Annotated in this window: 17 protein-coding genes; 12 read left to right on the forward strand and 5 right to left on the reverse strand. The window is 47.0% G+C overall.

The window, feature by feature from the left end; all coding sequences use genetic code 11:
* Positions 1 to 8 precede the first annotated feature (8 nt).
* From ABK01_RS04525 to ABK01_RS04540, 4 genes are all read left to right on the forward strand, one after another.
* Entirely contained in the window at positions 9 to 896 is an 888-nt protein-coding gene (locus ABK01_RS04525) for an ABC transporter permease (protein WP_253676383.1), read from the forward strand.
* Positions 889 to 1,737 (forward strand): ABC transporter ATP-binding protein, encoded by an 849-nt coding sequence (locus ABK01_RS04530; RefSeq protein WP_253676384.1) that lies wholly within the window; start codon positions 889 to 891, stop codon positions 1,735 to 1,737. Before ABK01_RS04525 ends, ABK01_RS04530 begins: the two co-directional genes overlap by 8 nt.
* 193 nt (positions 1,738 to 1,930) lie before the next feature.
* Positions 1,931 to 2,623 carry an ABC transporter ATP-binding protein gene (locus tag ABK01_RS04535; protein ID WP_253676385.1) on the forward strand — a complete coding sequence of 231 codons (693 nt, stop codon included), beginning with the start codon at positions 1,931 to 1,933 and terminating at the stop codon, positions 2,621 to 2,623.
* Between the two features lie 163 nt (positions 2,624 to 2,786).
* On the forward strand, positions 2,787 to 4,427 hold the full coding sequence (locus ABK01_RS04540; RefSeq protein ID WP_253676386.1) for an ABC transporter substrate-binding protein: 1,641 nt from the start codon (positions 2,787 to 2,789) through the stop codon (positions 4,425 to 4,427).
* A 108-nt stretch (positions 4,428 to 4,535) separates the two neighbouring features.
* Here ABK01_RS04540 and mtaB read toward each other — a convergent pair whose 3' ends face one another.
* The 5 genes from mtaB to lepB are packed head-to-tail and all read right to left on the reverse strand — an operon-like array spanning position 4,536 to position 9,083.
* The gene (gene mtaB, locus ABK01_RS04545) at positions 4,536 to 6,068 is read right to left on the reverse strand and encodes a tRNA (N(6)-L-threonylcarbamoyladenosine(37)-C(2))-methylthiotransferase MtaB (RefSeq protein WP_253676387.1); all 1,533 of its coding nucleotides are present in this window, start codon (positions 6,066 to 6,068) and stop codon (positions 4,536 to 4,538) included.
* A 57-nt stretch (positions 6,069 to 6,125) separates the two neighbouring features.
* A complete protein-coding gene (locus ABK01_RS04550) occupies positions 6,126 to 6,764 on the reverse strand; it encodes a tetratricopeptide repeat protein (protein WP_253676388.1) in 639 nt (212 codons plus the stop codon).
* A 13-nt stretch (positions 6,765 to 6,777) separates the two neighbouring features.
* On the reverse strand, positions 6,778 to 7,140 hold the full coding sequence (locus ABK01_RS04555) for a bactofilin family protein (protein WP_253676389.1): 363 nt from the start codon (positions 7,138 to 7,140) through the stop codon (positions 6,778 to 6,780).
* Between the two features lie 56 nt (positions 7,141 to 7,196).
* Complete coding sequence (locus ABK01_RS04560; RefSeq protein WP_253676390.1) at positions 7,197 to 8,354, reverse strand: coproporphyrinogen-III oxidase family protein; 1,158 nt, start codon at positions 8,352 to 8,354, stop codon at positions 7,197 to 7,199.
* Between the two features lie 15 nt (positions 8,355 to 8,369).
* Complete coding sequence (gene lepB / locus ABK01_RS04565; protein WP_212566264.1) at positions 8,370 to 9,083, reverse strand: signal peptidase I; 714 nt, start codon at positions 9,081 to 9,083, stop codon at positions 8,370 to 8,372.
* Between the two features lie 122 nt (positions 9,084 to 9,205).
* Here lepB and smpB point away from each other — a divergent pair, with 122 nt between their 5' ends.
* From smpB to ABK01_RS04605, 8 genes are all read left to right on the forward strand, one after another.
* Positions 9,206 to 9,670, forward strand: coding sequence for an SsrA-binding protein SmpB (gene smpB / locus ABK01_RS04570; RefSeq protein WP_253676588.1), 465 nt, complete (start codon positions 9,206 to 9,208; stop codon positions 9,668 to 9,670).
* A 9-nt stretch (positions 9,671 to 9,679) separates the two neighbouring features.
* Positions 9,680 to 10,534, forward strand: coding sequence for a TP0183 family DNA metabolism protein (locus tag ABK01_RS04575; protein WP_212566265.1), 855 nt, complete (start codon positions 9,680 to 9,682; stop codon positions 10,532 to 10,534).
* Positions 10,535 to 10,540: 6 nt separating this feature from the next.
* Positions 10,541 to 12,670 (forward strand): ATP-dependent DNA helicase, encoded by a 2,130-nt coding sequence (locus ABK01_RS04580; RefSeq protein WP_253676391.1) that lies wholly within the window; start codon positions 10,541 to 10,543, stop codon positions 12,668 to 12,670.
* A gap of 10 nt (positions 12,671 to 12,680) precedes the next feature.
* Positions 12,681 to 13,433: a lysophospholipid acyltransferase family protein gene (locus ABK01_RS04585; protein WP_253676392.1), complete on the forward strand. Its 753-nt coding sequence runs from the start codon at positions 12,681 to 12,683 to the stop codon at positions 13,431 to 13,433.
* A 160-nt stretch (positions 13,434 to 13,593) separates the two neighbouring features.
* Complete coding sequence (locus tag ABK01_RS04590; RefSeq protein WP_253676393.1) at positions 13,594 to 14,268, forward strand: DUF2259 domain-containing protein; 675 nt, start codon at positions 13,594 to 13,596, stop codon at positions 14,266 to 14,268.
* A 64-nt stretch (positions 14,269 to 14,332) separates the two neighbouring features.
* On the forward strand, positions 14,333 to 14,986 hold the full coding sequence (locus ABK01_RS04595; protein ID WP_253676394.1) for a hypothetical protein: 654 nt from the start codon (positions 14,333 to 14,335) through the stop codon (positions 14,984 to 14,986).
* Positions 14,987 to 15,032: 46 nt separating this feature from the next.
* The gene (locus ABK01_RS04600) at positions 15,033 to 17,174 is read left to right on the forward strand and encodes a methyl-accepting chemotaxis protein (protein ID WP_253676395.1); all 2,142 of its coding nucleotides are present in this window, start codon (positions 15,033 to 15,035) and stop codon (positions 17,172 to 17,174) included.
* On the forward strand, positions 17,171 to 17,893 hold the full coding sequence (locus tag ABK01_RS04605; protein WP_253676396.1) for a YkgJ family cysteine cluster protein: 723 nt from the start codon (positions 17,171 to 17,173) through the stop codon (positions 17,891 to 17,893). The genes ABK01_RS04600 and ABK01_RS04605 overlap by 4 nt, the downstream gene beginning before the upstream one ends.
* Positions 17,894 to 17,899 lie beyond the last annotated feature (6 nt).

The following is a 17,899-nucleotide window of genomic DNA, read 5'->3' on the forward strand; positions in this document are numbered from 1 at the left end:
GGGGAAAAATGAATGCCGCGCTCGCTGCAGGGCTCGGTATGGTTTCGGTATTGGTTATCATCGCTGTTTTTTGCGATGTGTTGGCGCCGAATAATCCTGACAAAATCGATATGAGTGTACGGTTTGCCGAGCGGTCTTTTGCGATGCCGTTGGGAGCGGATGCGTACGGACGGTGCATATTTTCAAGACTGCTGTACGGCACGCGCTATTCCATGGGACTTGCCGCCGCAGTTATCGGGATAGTTGCCGCCCTTGCAACACCTATCGGGATGATTGCGGCGTTTAAGGGCGGCGTTGCGGATAAGCTTTTTGTGTTAAGCTGCGATGTGAGTATGGCGATGCCGCCAACAGTACTGGTGCTTGCGGTTATCGGCATTATGGGAAACGGCGTAGTCAATCTGCTGGTAAGCGCGGGGTTTGCGTATTGGGGATGGTACGGCAGAATGGTGCGCAGCTATACGCATCACGAAAGCAGAAAAAGCTATATTGTTTATGCAAAAACCGCAGGCCTTTCCGATTGGAGCATAACGGTAACGCATATTTTTCCGAATATTATGCCGAGCCTTATCGTACTGTTGACGATAGGAATCGGCGATGCGGTACTGATGCTCTCCGGCTTTTCATTTTTAGGGATCGGATTGCCTGCGGGGACGCCGGAATGGGGCGCGCTGCTGTCGGATGCAAAAAGCAGCTTTATTCGCGCTCCTCGGTTCGCCGTTTATCCCGGACTCTGTATCTTCTTTGCCGTATGCGCCTGCAATATAACGGGGGAAGGTTTGCGCCGTTTCTTTTCTCCGTATCAAGGCACCGTACAGGAACATGTATATCAAACGACGAAAAGTGTGTCGAAAGGCGTACTACCTAAAGAAATCGTACAGGAAAGCATCGATGAATGAAGCGAGTATGCTCACGCCGCAATATGCACAGTATACGGGAGAACCGGTAAAGGTGGAACCGGTCCTTTCCGTAAGCGGCTTGTGCATCGAATATCCGAATGAAAGAACGAAAATACGCAATATCGGTTTTTCCATTGCGCGGGGAGAAACGTTCGGTTTGATCGGTGAAAGCGGCAGCGGCAAAACTTCCGTGTGCAAAGCGATACTCGGCTTACTCAAAGACCGTGCGCTGCAAAGCGGCAGTATCCGGCTGTGCGGTAAAGAACTGCTGCGATTATCCCCAAAGGGACAACAGAAAATCAATGGAAAGGATATCGGGTATGTCATGCAAAATCCTCATGCGGCATTCGATCCGTGTATGAAAATAAAGCGCCATTTTATGGAAACGATTAAGGCACACCGTCATTGCAGTACACGTGAGGCTTTCCGGCTGGGGTATGAACTGCTCCGTGCCGTAGGGCTTCCCGATGCGGAACGTGTTATGGAAAGCTATCCGGGGCAATTAAGCGGCGGGATGCTGCAGCGGGTTATGGTTGCGATTGCCGTTTCGCTGCGTCCCGTGTTGCTCATTGCCGACGAGCCGACCGGCGCACTGGATGCCGGTAATTGCGGTATTGTTTTACAACTGCTTGCAAAAGCGGTAAGAGAGACCCAAGCTGCATTGCTGTTTGTTTCGCACGATATGAATGTCGTTGCGAATATTGCAGAACGTATTGCCGTGATGAAAGAGGGTGAAATAGTAGAGACAGGAACCGCCGAAACAGTCCTGAAAAATCCCCGGCATCCGTATACAGCCGAATTACTATCATCGTCAAAAGTGTACGTCCATGTACACTTTTGACTGCGAATTTTGGCAAGACCAAAATGTCGTTATACTGGCAAGGATGCCAGGGAGTATCCACAGAATCGAGTTTGTGGGAACAAACTCGAAGTTAAACAAATATACACGGATGTATATTTGTTTAACACCGCCCTCCATGGCGGAAGATTTTTCTTTTCATGTGTGCACGTGGGTATTTTATAGAGGAGAAGCAATGCTCGAAATAAAACATATAACAAAACGCTATACGGACAACGGCAGGAAAGGCAGTGTGCCGGTGCTGGAGGATTTTTCGTTGACGATCGGGGACGGGGAGACGGTTGCGCTTACCGGCGAAAGCGGCAGCGGAAAAAGTACCTTGGCGCGTCTGATTTGCGGTTTTGAAAACCCGACTGTAGGCAGCATCCGGTGGGACGGCAAGGACGTTTTTCCGCTTGCCCGCAGGAGGACGCTCTACCGGCATATTCAGCCCGTGTTTCAGGATAGCCTGAACTGCTTTGACCCAAGGCAAAAAATTAAGAAAAGCCTTTGCGAGCCGCTGCAGCATTTTTGCCGATTTTCTGAAAAGGAGTGTATGGCTCGGCTTGCTCCGCTGCTGGATACCGCCGATATTCCTGCCTATCTTTTGGAAAAGTATCCGCATGAATTGTCGGGCGGTCAGCAAAAAAGGATATGCATTATCCGTGCGCTATCTATTAGACCGAAGCTCGCCGTGCTGGATGAAGCCGTCGCGGGGCTTGATCCTACGGTGATGCTGCATATCCTTCAGCTCTTAAAACGGCTGCAAAAAGAGACGCAGTGCGCATATTTGTTTATCACACATGACCTGCGGGCAGCCGCTTTTATGACCGGTGATAAAGGAAAAATTATTCGATTTAATATCGGCAAGGACGGCGATACGGGATAGAAGCGGTATCCTTTTTATTGCAGGGCTCATTACTGTAGCTGCCTTCGACGTGAGGAGAAGCGCAGCCGGTTTTTGCAAACGCAATAAAAAGATACAAGCGGATAGCCCGGTTTTTGCGCTTGCGCAAAAAGTCGCCCCAAAAAATAAAACAATGGAGGTTTGTATGAATACAAGAAAAATACGGTGGATTGCAGTGGTGTCGGTTGCGGCGCTGATTGCCGTGTCGGGATGCAAAAATGTGTCGGAGATAAAAGGCCGTGATGAGTTGATTGTCGGAGAAGCGGTCGATTTTGCAAGTTATGAGCCGATTGGGATTATGGACGGGCTTGGGTTTTCTCATTATTCGGAGATGGTGTATGAAACGCTTGTCCGGTTTGAGAATGGGGAAGTGAAACCGGCTCTTGCCGAAAGGTGGGAGCATGACGAACATTCGTGGACGTTTCATTTACGGCGCGGGGTTACGTTTACCGATGGGGAGCGGTTTACTGCGGAGGCGGTAAAGGTCAACATTGAAAAGATGCAGGAGTTTGTCGGGGACTATCTCGGCTATTATGGGGCGGTTTCGCGGATCAGTGCGGTGGAGGCGGCGGATGAATACACGGTGCGGTTCCGCTATGCAGAGCCTTACCCTGCCGTTTTGCAGGAGTTAAGTGCGTCGGCGTTTGGAATGCTTTCTCCTCGTCTGTTTGAAAACGGGAATAATCCCTATGGCTCCTATACAGCGGATACGGCGGGAACGGGGCCTTACGAGATAAAGGCGGCAAACTGTGTTGCGGGGCAGCGGTATCGGTTTACAAAAAATCAGCAATGGTATGGACAAAACGGCGGACTGGAGTCGTTTACCGTAATGATTATCCCCGATGCGGACAGCCGCGCTCTTGCGCTTAAAGCGGGGGAAATCGATATACTGTTCGGTTCGTATCAAATTACCTACGATATGCTGGAGCAGGTCAAGATGCCGGCGCAGACCGGAATGGCGAATCAGAACGATGCGGGGGCCGGGTTGACCGTGCGGTTTTCGGATAAAACCTATATCACCCGGAATCTGCTGCTCAATGCGTCTTCGCCGCTTACGCGGGATAAGCAGGTGCGTTTGGCGCTTGAGTACGCAATCAATAAAGATGAAATTATCAATACGGTACTGCACGGAAGCGAGGTTAAGGCGGATACGCTGTTTACCCGCGATATGCCGTATTGCGATGTCGCGCTGTCGCCGTATCAATACGATAAAGCGCGTGCGGTGTCTTTGCTTGAGCAGGCCGGTTGGACGGAACTGAATGGCAAGGGAATACGGATGCGCAACGGAACGCCATTACAGCTGCGGGCGATTTATCAGAGCGCAAAGCCCATTGACGAGCAAATACTGACGGCGGTGAAAGGGCAGCTTGCGAATATCGGCATTGAGCTTGTCTTGCAGGGGTACGAAACGATGACGTGGTTCGATACCGGTACGTCGGGTGCATTTGAACTGTCCGTCAACGACACTTACGGCTTTCCCCAAGATCCGCATGTCTTTTTGACTGCGATGGCGGACGACGGGTTGGATAAAACCTCTCAGGCAGGCTTGGTGCAAAAAGCGCGCATCGATGCCTGTATTGCCGGTATGATGAGTACCGTAGACGAAGATGCGATACGGGACGATTACCGGTTCATTTTAACAACGCTGCATGATGAGGCGGTGAACATACCGATTTCTTACGCGAGGGAGATGGCGGTATACAATTCGGAAAAGGTGAAGGATATTGCGTTTGCCGATAATCCGTACAGCCTCGATATGACGCGGGTAACAGTGTTTCCCTTATAAATAATAGAAATAATAGGGCATCTCTAAAAAGTTCCCGTTTTTTAGAGATGCTCATCGGTATCATTACCCATCAAAATGATGTGAGGATATTTCGGTTCGGTTATCCGGTTATCTGTGCGGGCTGGAGATAATTTCCGTCACTACGGCATTCTTTCCTTGCACTCGTACACGGACATATTCGCCGCCTTGCAAATTACGCTCCTGTAAAGAATCCCGTATTAAAGGCAGCGAAAGATAATTTTCCGTGATAACGGTTTGCTGTCCGTTGCGCGGCGCTTCGACAACCCCGCATATCGGTTTTCCATCCCATGCCTGTAAATATGATGCGAATTGCGTTTCCGCCAGCTCGTTCAGCTTTTTTATCCGTTGACCTGCAATCCGTTCAGGTATTTTTGGCTGCATTTTCCACGCCTCTGTTCCCGGGCGGGCAGAGAAGGGAAACGCATGTATTCCCGCAAACTCAAGTTCATGGCACATCCGGTACGTTTCTTCAAAATCAGCTTCCGTTTCACCGGGAAAACCGGCGATGATATCCGCACCGATAAACGGATTGTCCTTTACGCGACGGAGTTCGGAAACGGCTTGATATATGGTTGCTTTCCTATATCCGCGGTGCATCGCTTTAAGGACGGTATCGCTGCCCGATTGTACGGAAAGGTGAAAGTGGGGGCAAATCTGCGGATGTGCCAGCAGCGGGACAAGCACCTCATCTATCCTGTCGGGATAAAGACTCGAAATGCGGATACGCATCTCAGTGTTTTCCAGTATGAGTTTGAGTATATCAGCAAAATCTCCGGCTTCGCTCCGGTACTGCGACAGGTTCACGCCCGTCAGCGTTACTTCACGAGCACCGGTTTCTTCTATACGGCGAAGCCGTTCGAGGACTTCGGCGGCGGGCAGCGACACGGATTTACCCCGTGCAAGCCGTATCCTGCAATAAGCACAGGCATCGTTACAGCCGTCCTGAATTTTCAGCAGTGCGCGTGAGTGGAATAAAAAATGCGGGGAGCTGAGTGCGAATAGCCGCTTCTCCCGTATGCCGCGTATGGATATGTTTTGTACTGATGAGTTTTGTACCGGTTTGTCCTGTGTATGCTGCGGAGCTTTGGTTGTCAAGTCGGTAAGGTAGGCGCGCACTGCGCTTAGAAAAAAGGCTGTATCAAAGTAAGCGCTGTCGGCTACCAATTTTGCAAGGTATGCCGGTATTTCGGTTAATAAATCTTTCTGTTGTCCGGGAAACGCGAGTATATGGGGGTGCAGCGCTTCTATTTCCGCGGCTTCCAGTTGAGCATAGCAGCCTGTTACCAGAATAACGGCATGGGGGTGTGTCTTCACCAGTAATCTGATCAGTCGACGCGCCTTTTGTTCCGCTTTGCCGGTTACCGTACAGGTATTTACAAAGCAGAGAACCGTCTGTTCGGGCGGCAGCGCAGAAGATAGCCGGATGGGAGCCGCGGCTTCCGGGGCTGTTATCGTTGAAGTGTCGGCAGGCGTTGTACCGGCATATCCGGCATAATCGGCATGACCGGTATAGATGGAAAATCCCGCATCGGTACACAGCGCAGCAAAGGATTCCGCTTCCGTTTGATTAAGCCTGCATCCAAGCGTTTCAATTCGTATTGAACATAATTGAACATTCATAGAAATGAAGGGAACCCTCAATCAGGAGACATGAAAAAGAGAGAACATTGCAGCGGATTAAAAACGGTGCAGTACGCGCTCATAACCTTTTTGAGCATCGGTTGAATTTTTATTTAGCTGCAAGGCTGACGAATAGGCCTCCAATGCCGCCCTGTATTCTTTTGCCTGCTCCCGTGAGTACGCAAGCCGCGTCCACCACACGCTATTGAGCGGCTCCAATCGGATAGCCGTAGAAAACGCGATATCGGCGTGACGGTATTTTGCCATGCGTAAATACAATTCTCCGATATGATAATACACCCCGCTCACCTTCGTACCGTTAGGCGCATAGGCGATATAATCTTCAAAAAGGTGCAGGCTCTCCTCGTTCCTTCCAAGATGATAAAGCGCTTGTGCATGGCTTTCGATAAGCCGCGGGTCGTATTGTGAAACTTCCCGCCCCTTAACCGTCCAGTCGGCCGCTTCCTGATAGCGCTCATCGGCAAGCAACGCCCATGTCAGTACCACATAGCTGTCGATATTGCGGGGCATCCGTTCTATTTCGTTTAAACACACCGATGCGGATTCTTTATAGCGGCCTTCACGGTATAACACCAGTGCATCAGCATCCTTTTGTGCATGAATATAATAGGGTAATAAAATATATAAAAAGATTAATCCGATTCCGGCCGGAAAGCCCTTGCGGAGTGCAACCACGTTCTTAAAACCTCTAATGCCGATCCATCGTACAGATACCGCTAAAAAAGCAACCGCTGTCCAGTATTACTTCGGGAGCTGTTACATCGCCGGTTAATTTCCCCGAGGCAAATACGTGCACGGAGGTAGTAGCGGTAACATTACCGATGACCTCGCCTTTGATAATAACGCGGTCTGCGTCTATCTTTGCCTTTACTTTTGCATATTCACTAATCATTAAATCGCTTGAAGATTGAATAGTTCCTTGTACGGCGCCCTTTATCATAAAAGGTTTTTCAAACTTAATGATTCCGTCAAAGACGATATCCGAGGCTAAAACCGTATCGTAATCTTCTTCATCCAAGTCTATCAGCGCTATTTTATCCGCTTCTGTCATATCTCACAGAATAACAATGATTAGCCGTCGAGGTCAAGAGGCTTTCCGGCAGGTTGTTATTTTGCATCCAATTCCGAAAGCGCATCGACTAAAAAACGGTTCAGAAATAACATACCATCTTCCGTAAGATATACGCGGTTAGGTTCGATGCGGCACTGCCTACGTTTTTCCCAGCGGCTGAGGGTATTGCCGATAAAGGCGGTAATATCAGCGCCGAACCGCCGTGCAAATGCCGACCGGTTAATCCCTTCCGAAAGCCGGAAACCCATCAACAACACCTCTTCCAAAAAGGTATTTCGGTCGATATGTTCGTATGAATATACCGAAAGGCGGTCGGCTGCGGTCATCCATTTATCGATATCTTTACTTCCTTCAAAACGCTCCGCTGCGATAAATTTGCCGCCAGTATCTTCATGTATCAGAGTTCCGCATGCAGCCGGGCCGATGCCGGCGTATGGTTCCATATTCCAATAGATTTGATTATGAAGGGAACGGTGCTTATCCTGATACGAAAAATTCGACACCTCATACCGGATATACCCGTTTTCGGCTAAAAGCGCGGTATTCTCTCGTAAAAGCTCGGAAATAAAATCTTCACGGGCTTCCGGAAGCGGCGCTTCGCTGCACAGTCCGTAGAGGGAGAGGTGATCGATGCGGTAGTCTATCAGTCGCCGCACATCGCCGGAAAGGCTCGCCGCAGTCTGTCCGGTCAATCCCGCAATTAAATCGCAGGAAAGTTCACCCTGCCATCGGCGTTTTATTGTCTCCAAAGCTGTTATCGTTTTTTCTTTTGAACCGCGGCGTCCGTTTACGGCCAGTACATCGTTATCAAAAGTTTGTACGCCGATGGAAAGCCGGTTGATGCCGCTTTCGCTGCAAACTGCAAGCCATTCGGGATGAATATCTTCGGGATTTGCTTCTATCGTAAATTCTTGAACCGGCAGATGTTGCTCTTTACGGATACCGGCCGCGAGGGTGCTAATATCATCAGGGTGCAGCAGCGAAGGTGTACCGCCGCCGATATAGACGGTTTTCCATGATTCAATAGCAGAGCGTTCTTTAAAAAAACGGACATCGTGCAGGAGCTGCTCGATAAATTGAGGATTGGGATGATAAGGGGCAAAGTCCGCCTTTTGCGTTATCGAGTAGAAATCACAATAGCGGCATTTTTGCGTGCAGAACGGAATATGAATATAAAGACCGGCAGGCTTCACGGATACGGTTCCGGCTTAAAAAACCGAAATATGAGAAAACGGCCAATATCGCATCAATATGCGTCCTTTGATTTGCGTTGCCGCCTGCAACGGCCCCCAGAGGCGGGAATCGCTTGAGGCAATCCGGTTGTCGCACAGCACAAAGTATTCCCCTTCTTTGAGCGTCATTTCGGGGTACGCGCCTGAGAACGGCAATGATGTATCCCAGTTCTCCGGCAGGTTTTCGATTTTGACGTTATAGTCGTTGTCGGCTACTTCGAACTCGGTTAAAAAATGTCCGCCGTCTTTTGTTTTGATATGCAGTACAAAATCTTCCATATATATCGTATCACCGGGAATGCCGACAACGCGCCGGATAAAGGGCTTTGCTTGCGCCGGTTGATTGGCAGCAAAGGGATTAACCAGTTGGAAGGTAAAAAAGGCAACGATTTTTTGTACCGTTTTTTCAAAGAAATTTTGATGCGGTCTTGCAATCGGTTCAACCGTTACGAGCGTTCCCCGTTCAATATCTTTTTGAGTGGAATAAAAAGGAGCGGTGATAATCATATCGCCGGAAGAAAAAGTCGGCTGCATCGTATCCGCTTGAATGCGGTACGCGGCGATAATATACGAGTTGATAAGCTGATACAGTATAAAAAGTAAGAAAATAATAAAAGCGATACGGATAATTTTAAACCGCTTTTCCCGCCGTTCAGTATATGAAGTAAATTTGTACCGTTGAAAAAACATAAAAAACCTATTTTACCGGTGATGCCGCATATTTGAAGAATGATATCGGAATACCTTTTGTAACTACAGTACCATTTTGTTTCTACGTTGACAAGTATTTTCAGATGAATATAATGAGTTTGATGGACGGAGAGCCGATAAAAATTATCGCAAAGAATAAAAAAGCGCATTTCGACTATTCTATCGAAGAAACCATAGAATGCGGGATTGCGCTGCAAGGTACCGAAATAAAATCGGTGCGGGACGGCCGAATTTCATTTCCCGACTCGTTTGCCGAAATTATACGGAATGAGGTATGGCTGAAGAATTTTCATATTTCGGAATATGTGTATTCTTCAATCTTTAACCATGATCCCGACCGTCCTAAGAAACTGCTGTTGCATAGAGATGAAATTAAACGATTGACCCGAAAAACGGAAGAAAAAGGCTATACGCTTATTCCGCTGGGATTTTACTTAAAACGGGGACGGATTAAGGTTATGCTCGGCATCTGTAAAGGAAAGAAGCAGTTTGATAAACGGGCTGACATAAAAGAGCGGGATATTAAACGGGATATGCAACGAGAATTGCAGCTGAAAAACAGGTGATAACGAGCAATGAAATACAGAAGAACAAAGAAAGTATCTATAGCGCTTCTCCTTCTGCTTATCAGCCTGCCGTCGGCGCTTTCGGCGCTGCCGGGCGTTGCCGTCTATCAATTACAAGCTCCTGCAATATCTGGGCAAACTGCTCAAACGGTCGATAATCTTGTCTTTTCTTTTATTAAAGAACTGAAAACCTACACTATCTTTGACTTGCGGAACCAGTCCGTACCTGTTGATTTTCCTAAAAATCCGGCTATTGATTATATTTTTTTCGGTGCATTGGAAGAGGTGCCGGACGGAATTAAACTTGAACTCATTTTGAAAGGACGAACAGAGCAGTTAACGCGAATCATTTCAAAAGTATACGATAATGTCAACAAAATTCTCCTTGATTCCCGGCTTTTGGTGTTCAACCTCTTTGACTTTTCGGTTCCGTTGGAACAGCTTGCACGGTCCCTGCCGCAAAACGAACAGAGTATGGAATTCGGATACATCGAAACCGTTGATTCGCTCGCCGGTTCGTGGAAGGGGGAACCGGGGCTTGATCGTGTGATGATCTTGCGCGGCGGCCGCGGGATGGCGGTGTTTTCAAGCGGCGTATCCGTCTCGCTCGATTTAAAAATTGATAACGGATATCTGCTGGTAACGCAAAAGGGGAGTTTGCAACCCCGCCAATTCCTCAATTTACCCGATGAGATTGCCCGTCAAGCAGTGCAAAAGACCAATCCTCCGCAGTGGCGCTTTTTGGTATCCCCCGATAAAAAAATCCTTTCAGGCACAAAGGTCGATGCGCAGATACAATATAATGAAACAGCCATTATCAGCGTTAAATACGATACCGCAACGGTAGAATGGTTGCGCGACTAATCTCTCATGCACTACGAAGATGAAGCGGAGGAACGAGTATACCGCCGCCTGAATGCCGATACAATAGTCGGCTACCTTGAAGAAACCGGCAATTTTGCCTCTTTTTTTGATCATTATGAAGAGCGTCCCCCGCAGCTTGATCTGACCCGCGCAATAACCCATTGCTTTAACGACAGCGCAATCGGCGTTTTTGAAGCGGGAACCGGCGTCGGCAAGAGTTTGGCGTACTTACTTCCAGCCTTTGAATGGGCGCTTGCCAACAAAGTCCGCATTGTTATCTCTACCGGTACCATCAATTTACAGCATCAATTAATCGATAAGGATGTCCCCGACGCCTTAAAAATACTCGGTATATGCGGCGAGCAATCGGAACAGCCGCAAGCGGTGCTCATTAAGGGGCGGCAGAATTACCTTTGTTTGCGGCGGCTTATGCAAACGATACAGGAGCCGGATCTCTTTAGTCAGGAGGCGGAAGAGCTGGCCGCCATTCAAAAATGGGTGCAGACAAGCAAAGACGGCGCCCGCTCCGAACTCCCATTTATGCCCGCAGCAGGGCTGTGGTCAAAGATTTGCTCCGAATCGGATAACTGTCTCGGGCAGCGCTGCCCTTTTTATTCCGACTGTTTTGTGATGAAGATGCGTAAAAAGGCTGAAAAGGCGGCGCTCTTAATTGTCAATCACCACCTGCTCTTTGCCGATCTTGCCAGCAGAAAAGAGGGCGCCGGTTATGATTCAACCGCGGTGCTCCCGCCCTTTAACGCAATCATCTTTGACGAGGCTCATACGATTGAAGAGGCGGCAAGCGGATTTTTTTCGCGTACCTTTTCCCGCTATGATTTAACCCGCTGCATTACAACGCTTTCCCGCACCAAAAAAGGGAAGGCCGCCGGCTGCCTCGAAAAAATCACTGCGGTTTCTACTAAAGCCGAGTTGATGCCGGCGATCATCGGCGCACTTACTAAAACGCAAACGGCTTATTCCGTATTGGAGGGGCGGGCGCTTTCGTTTTGCGGGAATGTGAGCAGTCTCGGTTTTACACAGGTACCGGCATCGAAGACGGCGGCGCTGCTTGCCGCGTGCAAGGATTTTTACGCAGAGCTGAATATCCTCAATGTCAAGCTCGCAGTGCTGATTACCAATGCCGAACCGGATGAAGGTTCTCCGTATGAAGAAGCGGTGCGGGAAGGTTCGCTCGCACTGCACCGGCTGCAGGATATTTCCGAAACACTCGAAAACTTTTTCCGCTGGAAGGAACTACCGGATTTCGTCTTCTGGATAGAAAAATACCAAAGCCCTGCGGGGGAAGTGCCGTACTTTAATCAAACGCCGGTGGATATGTCGGGGCTGCTGCGGCAGGCGGTATTCACCCCTTTCGATACCGTTATTGCGCTTTCCGCAACGCTGAAAATCGGTACGAGCTTTTCGTATTGGCTGGGAAGGGTCGGCTTGCATCCTTTTTCCGATAAGCCGGTACGCACCGGTACCTTTGATTCTCCTTTTCCGTACGATAAAAATGTGCTTTTGAACATTCCGACCGATGCGCCTGCCCCTGATGATGAGCAGTTTCAGCAATTTGTGAATACCGCCGTTACTAAACTGATCGAGATGACCGGAGGAAAAACGCTTGTCCTGTTTACTTCTTACGAGTCGTTAAAACAAACTTGTGCGTACGCCCGCAAGGAACTCCCCGATATGGAGCTTTTGCAGCAGGGGGAGGACGACCGCAGCCGCCTATTGCAAACCTTTAAAGAGCATATCGACAGTAGCTTATTCGCGACTGCATCGTTTTGGGCAGGCATCGACGTACCGGGAGAGGCGCTTAGCCATGTCATTTTGGTAAAACTGCCCTTTGCGGTACCGAGTGCGCCGCTTTTCCGCGCCCGTGCGGATGCCATCGAAAAAAGAGGGGGTAGCTCGTTTATGCAATTAAGCGTTCCCGAGGCGGTCGTACAATTCCGGCAGGGCTTCGGCCGCCTGATGCGCTCGCAGACAGACCGCGGCATTGTAACGCTGCTCGACAAACGGGCGCTTGTTAAGCAATACGGGAGAATTTTTATCGACAGTATTCCCAAAACCAAGCAATGCTTTGCATCTTTAGAAGAAATAGTCTATACTGTCGAAAACTTTTTGTATTGATAGGATCTTTATGCTGGGTATTTTTTGTATTATATGCTGTGTCGGCGCTTTAGCCGGATGGGCGTTATTAAACCGTATTGCATACACCGTATACCGGCCGTGGTGTAAAAAAATCAATGCACATATTTCAACCGTTATCGCTCACCGTATCTTTTCAATCTTTTCCGCTTACCTTAATTTCCGTTTTAAAGGCGACTATACTCTTGTGCCGCAGTTGCCGGAGCAATATTTGCTGATTTCCAACCATCAGAGTATTTTGGATATTGTTGTGTATATGAACTATCTCGGCGGAAAACGGGTTCGTTTTGTTGCGAAAAAAGAACTTGCAGACCATGTGCCGTTAGTTTCCGTTATGCTAAAAAGCGACGAGCATTGCCTTGTACGGCGTACCGGCAGCCCCAGCCAAGCGATGCAGGCAATGGATTTATTTGCACAACGGGTGGTGCGTAATAATTGGATACCTATCCTCTTTCCCGAAGGTACCCGCTCAAAAAACGGCGAAGTCGGGACTTTTCATTCGGCAGGATTCCGGCGGTTTTTATCCAAAGCGCCTATGCCGGTGGTTGTTGCTGCAGTTGACGGCGGATGGAATATTTCTTCGGTAACACGACTTGCAACTAACCTGCGCGGAGGTGCATACCGCGTGAAAGTGCTTAAAATATATCCCGCACCTACGACAAAAGAAGCCCAGTTAAAAGTTTTGGAAGAAAGCAAAGAACTGATACAAGAGCAGCTTACAGTCTGGCGGCAGCTGGGTAAGTAATGGGTAATGGATAATTTATAGTTCCTTTAATTGGTAATTGATTTCGATTACTTTGAACAAGACAAAGTTCTTGTTTGGTTCCTCCTTTTTAAAGTTTGCATTTTATATTCCGATAAAGGTATAGAAACATTTTACGGATTCTTCATGCACAGGAGTTGTTATGCGGAAACTTTATATGATAATTATCATGGCAGTCTTTTCTTCTGCCGTTTATGCAGGAGATATTGCCAACTTTGTTAATTTAGGTTTTTCAGCCGATGGAACAAAGTTTGCATTCGGTCAACACGGCTTACAAGATAAAACTTATCGTGCGTATGCTGAAATTTATGCTGTCGATGTAGGCGGCAATACTTTTCTCCCTAACGGTATTTTCAGGACATCGCCCTCAAAGCAAACGGAAGGAAAAGAGAGTAAAGCAACTTTCCTTGCACTGCAGAATAGAGCGCAAGTTTCACTGAGTAAATGGGGAATTTCCGAAACGCGGCAGGGACGGGTTCTTTATGCGCAGACAGAAGCAACGGAGGGGAATCAAACATTGTTCTTCCGCGACTTCCAAACAAGTGACGAATATACGGTTGTGCTGAATACAACGCAAAAATCAAAAACAGAAAGTTCATTCTATTTAACGGTAGAAAAAACAAAACCGAACGGAACTAAAGTAAAAAAAGAAGTTGGTCGTCCCGATTATGTCAGAAGCGGTGTTAAAAATTATGCCGTTAAAAAGATATTGATGGATGACACCTCCCGCGCTATTATTTTTATCATCGAAAAAAAAGAATATTCTGCTGCGGGTGATTCCTTCCGCTATATGGTTGAGGCAACCTTAATCGACTAGGGTATACGGATAAAAGGCGGTTCCGCTATTTGATTTTTTATTTATTCGGTATATACTGGTAGCTATGAGTACTGATATACTGATAACAGACGATCGTTTAAATTTTTCGTTAAGCTTAGCTGATTTTTTACGGGTACAGGGTCAGCGTGTAATCGTTATTTCCGATGCCGAACGGACAAAAGAAAAAAAACCGGAGAATACGATAGGTCCTGTATTATTATGGAACCGCCAATCCGTATTTTCTCTTCAATCTTTACCACTTCAATTTAAAACGTTACAGTTGAATATTGAAACTGCACTGCTGATCTTCGATGCACCGGCATATACCGAATTATATTCCAATACCGGTGTGTTGCATGCCGACAAGATCGTTACCGAATTGATTACTGCAAATATACAGTTGGTCTATACATTTATGCGGTATTTTATTCATAAAAAATCCGGAAAATTAATATTCGTACATCGAGATGTCTCTCCTTCATGCGGAAATATACCGGTTGCCGCTGCTTCCGGGGCATTTGTGCGGATGGCGGAGGCAAGTGTGGCAACGCTTGCACAGGAAGAAAATGCTCTTCTGCAAACAATGCTTGTTCGCCTTGAGGGAGAAGATAATGCGCTTTATACCGAATGGTTGGCTGCACAAATAAACCAGCCTGCATTATCGCGTATGCCCGGCAAATGGATTAAAGCAGGGCAGCGCGGATTATTTGGAAAATAGGTTCTGTCATTTAAGTATTTTTTAATTGTTATTGAGGAGAGAAAAAATGGATACGAGAAAAAAGAATATCTCCCTGCGTACTAAAATTTTGGTTGCCGGTGTCGTTACGTTGTGTATTTTAATAATATGCGCTTGTGTTATCATCGGTTTTCAACTATATCAGGTTAATATAAAACAATATGATCGAACCTCATCTCAACAGTTTTCGCTTATAGAACAAACGATCAACTTGTTTATGCAAAATAATAAAAACACGGTAAAAATGCTTGCAGACCATCCTACGGTACAGGCCGCCGATGAAACAATTAATAGCTATATGTCTGCAAAACAAGACGTTATCGTAAAAAATACGCAAAAAGGCAGTACGGAACAAGCAATGGTAACGCTGTTTAAGCGCATTCATGGAAGTTATCCCGATACTGCGGAAGTATATTTCGGATCAAAATGGGGCGGCTATGCAACCTCTTGGGATGGGAGTATGAGCGCCGGTTATGATCCTCGGAAGCGTTCATGGTACCGACAAGCAGAAGCTGCCGACGGCGATACCATTGTAACACCCGCTTATATGTCAACAATAGGTGCGTCTGTTATCTGTTTTTCTCGGCGAGTATTATCACCGGCAAAAGAATTTATTGGATGTGTGAGTGTTGAGGTAAAACTTGAGCAACTTACTTCTTTTATTGATTCGATAAAGGTCGGCAAGACAGGATATGTAATGTTGTTTCAAAATGATGGTACTATTTTAGCTGATCCGATGCATCGGGATTTAGTGTTTACAAAGCTGGATGACACCGGTAATCAATATCTTAAAAACTTTCAAAATGCCGGTACCAAAGCGGAAGTTGTTACTATTGATAATATTCAATGGCGGGTACGAGCCTTTTCAATCGATGAATTGGGATGGAAAATAGCGATATTGGTGCAAAATAGTGAAATATTGGAAAGTTTTTACCGAATTGTTATTAGCATGGCTGCCGTTGGAACGGGGATGCTGATTATATTTTTCTGGCTTATTTTCTGGGTCTCCAAACGCTTAAAAGGGTATTTTCGAAAGCTGCAGCTCATCTTTACAAAAATGGCATCCGGCGATCTGACAGGGCGATTTTATATTAAGAAAAATGATGAAATAGGTCGTTTGATGATCGATTTTAATACGACGATGGATAAAGTTGCCGGTATGATTAATTCGCTTATCCATGAATCGAAGACGATGCAGCATGTGGGAGATGATCTTTACAATAATATGGCTGAAACGGCAAGTGCGATAAACGAAATTAGTGCAAATGTAGAAAGTATTAAACGGCAAGCGAAAACTCAAGCTTCAAGTGTTCAAAAAACGGGCAATGTTGTTGAAAACATTATTGAACAAATTCAAGAACTTGATACAGACATTACAGTACAAGCAAATGCCGTTACCCAGTCTTCCTCTGCAGTTGAAGAAATGGCTGCAAATATCGTTACTATTACGCAAACGCTTGAAAAGAATAATGATTTGATAAAAGAGATGTATTCGATGACCCGTGATGGGAAAAATGGCGCTAAAACGGCAAACTCGGTAGCTCAGCAAATAGCGGAACGCTCGGATGCGCTTTTGGAAGCGAGTGTGATTATTCAGAATATTGCAAGTCAGACAAACTTGCTCGCAATGAATGCTGCTATCGAAGCCGCACATGCGGGAGAAACCGGAAAAGGCTTTGCGGTTGTTGCCGATGAAATCCGTAAACTTGCGGAAGAATCAAATGAACAAGGAAAGCAAATCGGCGGTGTTCTGAAAGAGTCTATCGAAATCATTCGTACTCTGATAACTGCCGGTAACGACGCCGAACAGACCTTTGATAAAGTATATGAACTAGCAACCCAAATTTCCGATCAGGAAGACTTTATTACACGTTCTATGCAAGATCAGATGAATGCGAATAAAGAAGTATTGAGTGCGATTAAAGATATCAATATTACCACTACTACGGTAAAAGCCGGTTCGTCAGAAATGCTTTCGGGTAGTGGAGAAGTTGCGCAGGAGATGAATAAACTGGACGGATTGACTCAGGTTATTACCAACAGCATGGACGAAATGTCTGCCGGTACTATTCAAATAAATAATGCTGTGGTAGAAGTAAATGATCTGGTACAAAAAAATAAAGAGAGTATCGAAATATTAGCGAATAAGGTAAAAGAATTTACGGTATGATAAAAGAAGCGGAAAAATTTGCGGGTACTGTGATCTATAATCTTTTGACGGCAGTTGATTCGTTGTATAATGATATAGACGCAGATCAAAAAATATGGAAGGCAAAGAGTCCTATGCACTGCCCTGACGGCTGCGGCAGCTGTTGCGTTCATTTTGAACCTGAAGTATACGAGGCGGAAGCCTTATATCTTGCAGCCTGGATGATGGAAAATCAAACTGAGCGGGCTGACCGTATTGCGGAAGCGGACACTGATACTTTTATCGGAGGCGACGGCTGCGTTCTGTTTGACCCAGAAAGCCCGCACCACTGCACGGTATACAAAGGTAGATGCTTGATATGCCGCTTATTCGGCTTTTCGGGAGACCACGGTAAAGACGGTACTATCCGCTGGAAGCCGTGCAAGTATATGCAGCCGTCCGGAATCGCCGGTAATGCAGCACACGGAATTTCCGGTACCCCTGTCGATGGGACGGATATGGTGCAAGATGTTCAAACGGGGCGCCAGTATGGGCAGGAAGAGATGATGCGGTTATTCGGGGCTGTTCCGCCGTACATGGGCGCCGCTTCGTCAAGTCTTTTGGCGCTGAATCCCGATGATACGCATCCCCGCCCGCTGCGGATTGCGCTCCCCGCTGCGATTAAAAAGCTGAAAATGCTGTTGCACTTTATCACACCGCCCGAACCCGATTGTCCGTCGCCGCATCCGTTAAGCGCCTAGCGGCAC

The organism is Treponema sp. OMZ 305, from assembly GCF_024181325.1.
Classification (GTDB): domain Bacteria; phylum Spirochaetota; class Spirochaetia; order Treponematales; family Treponemataceae; genus Treponema.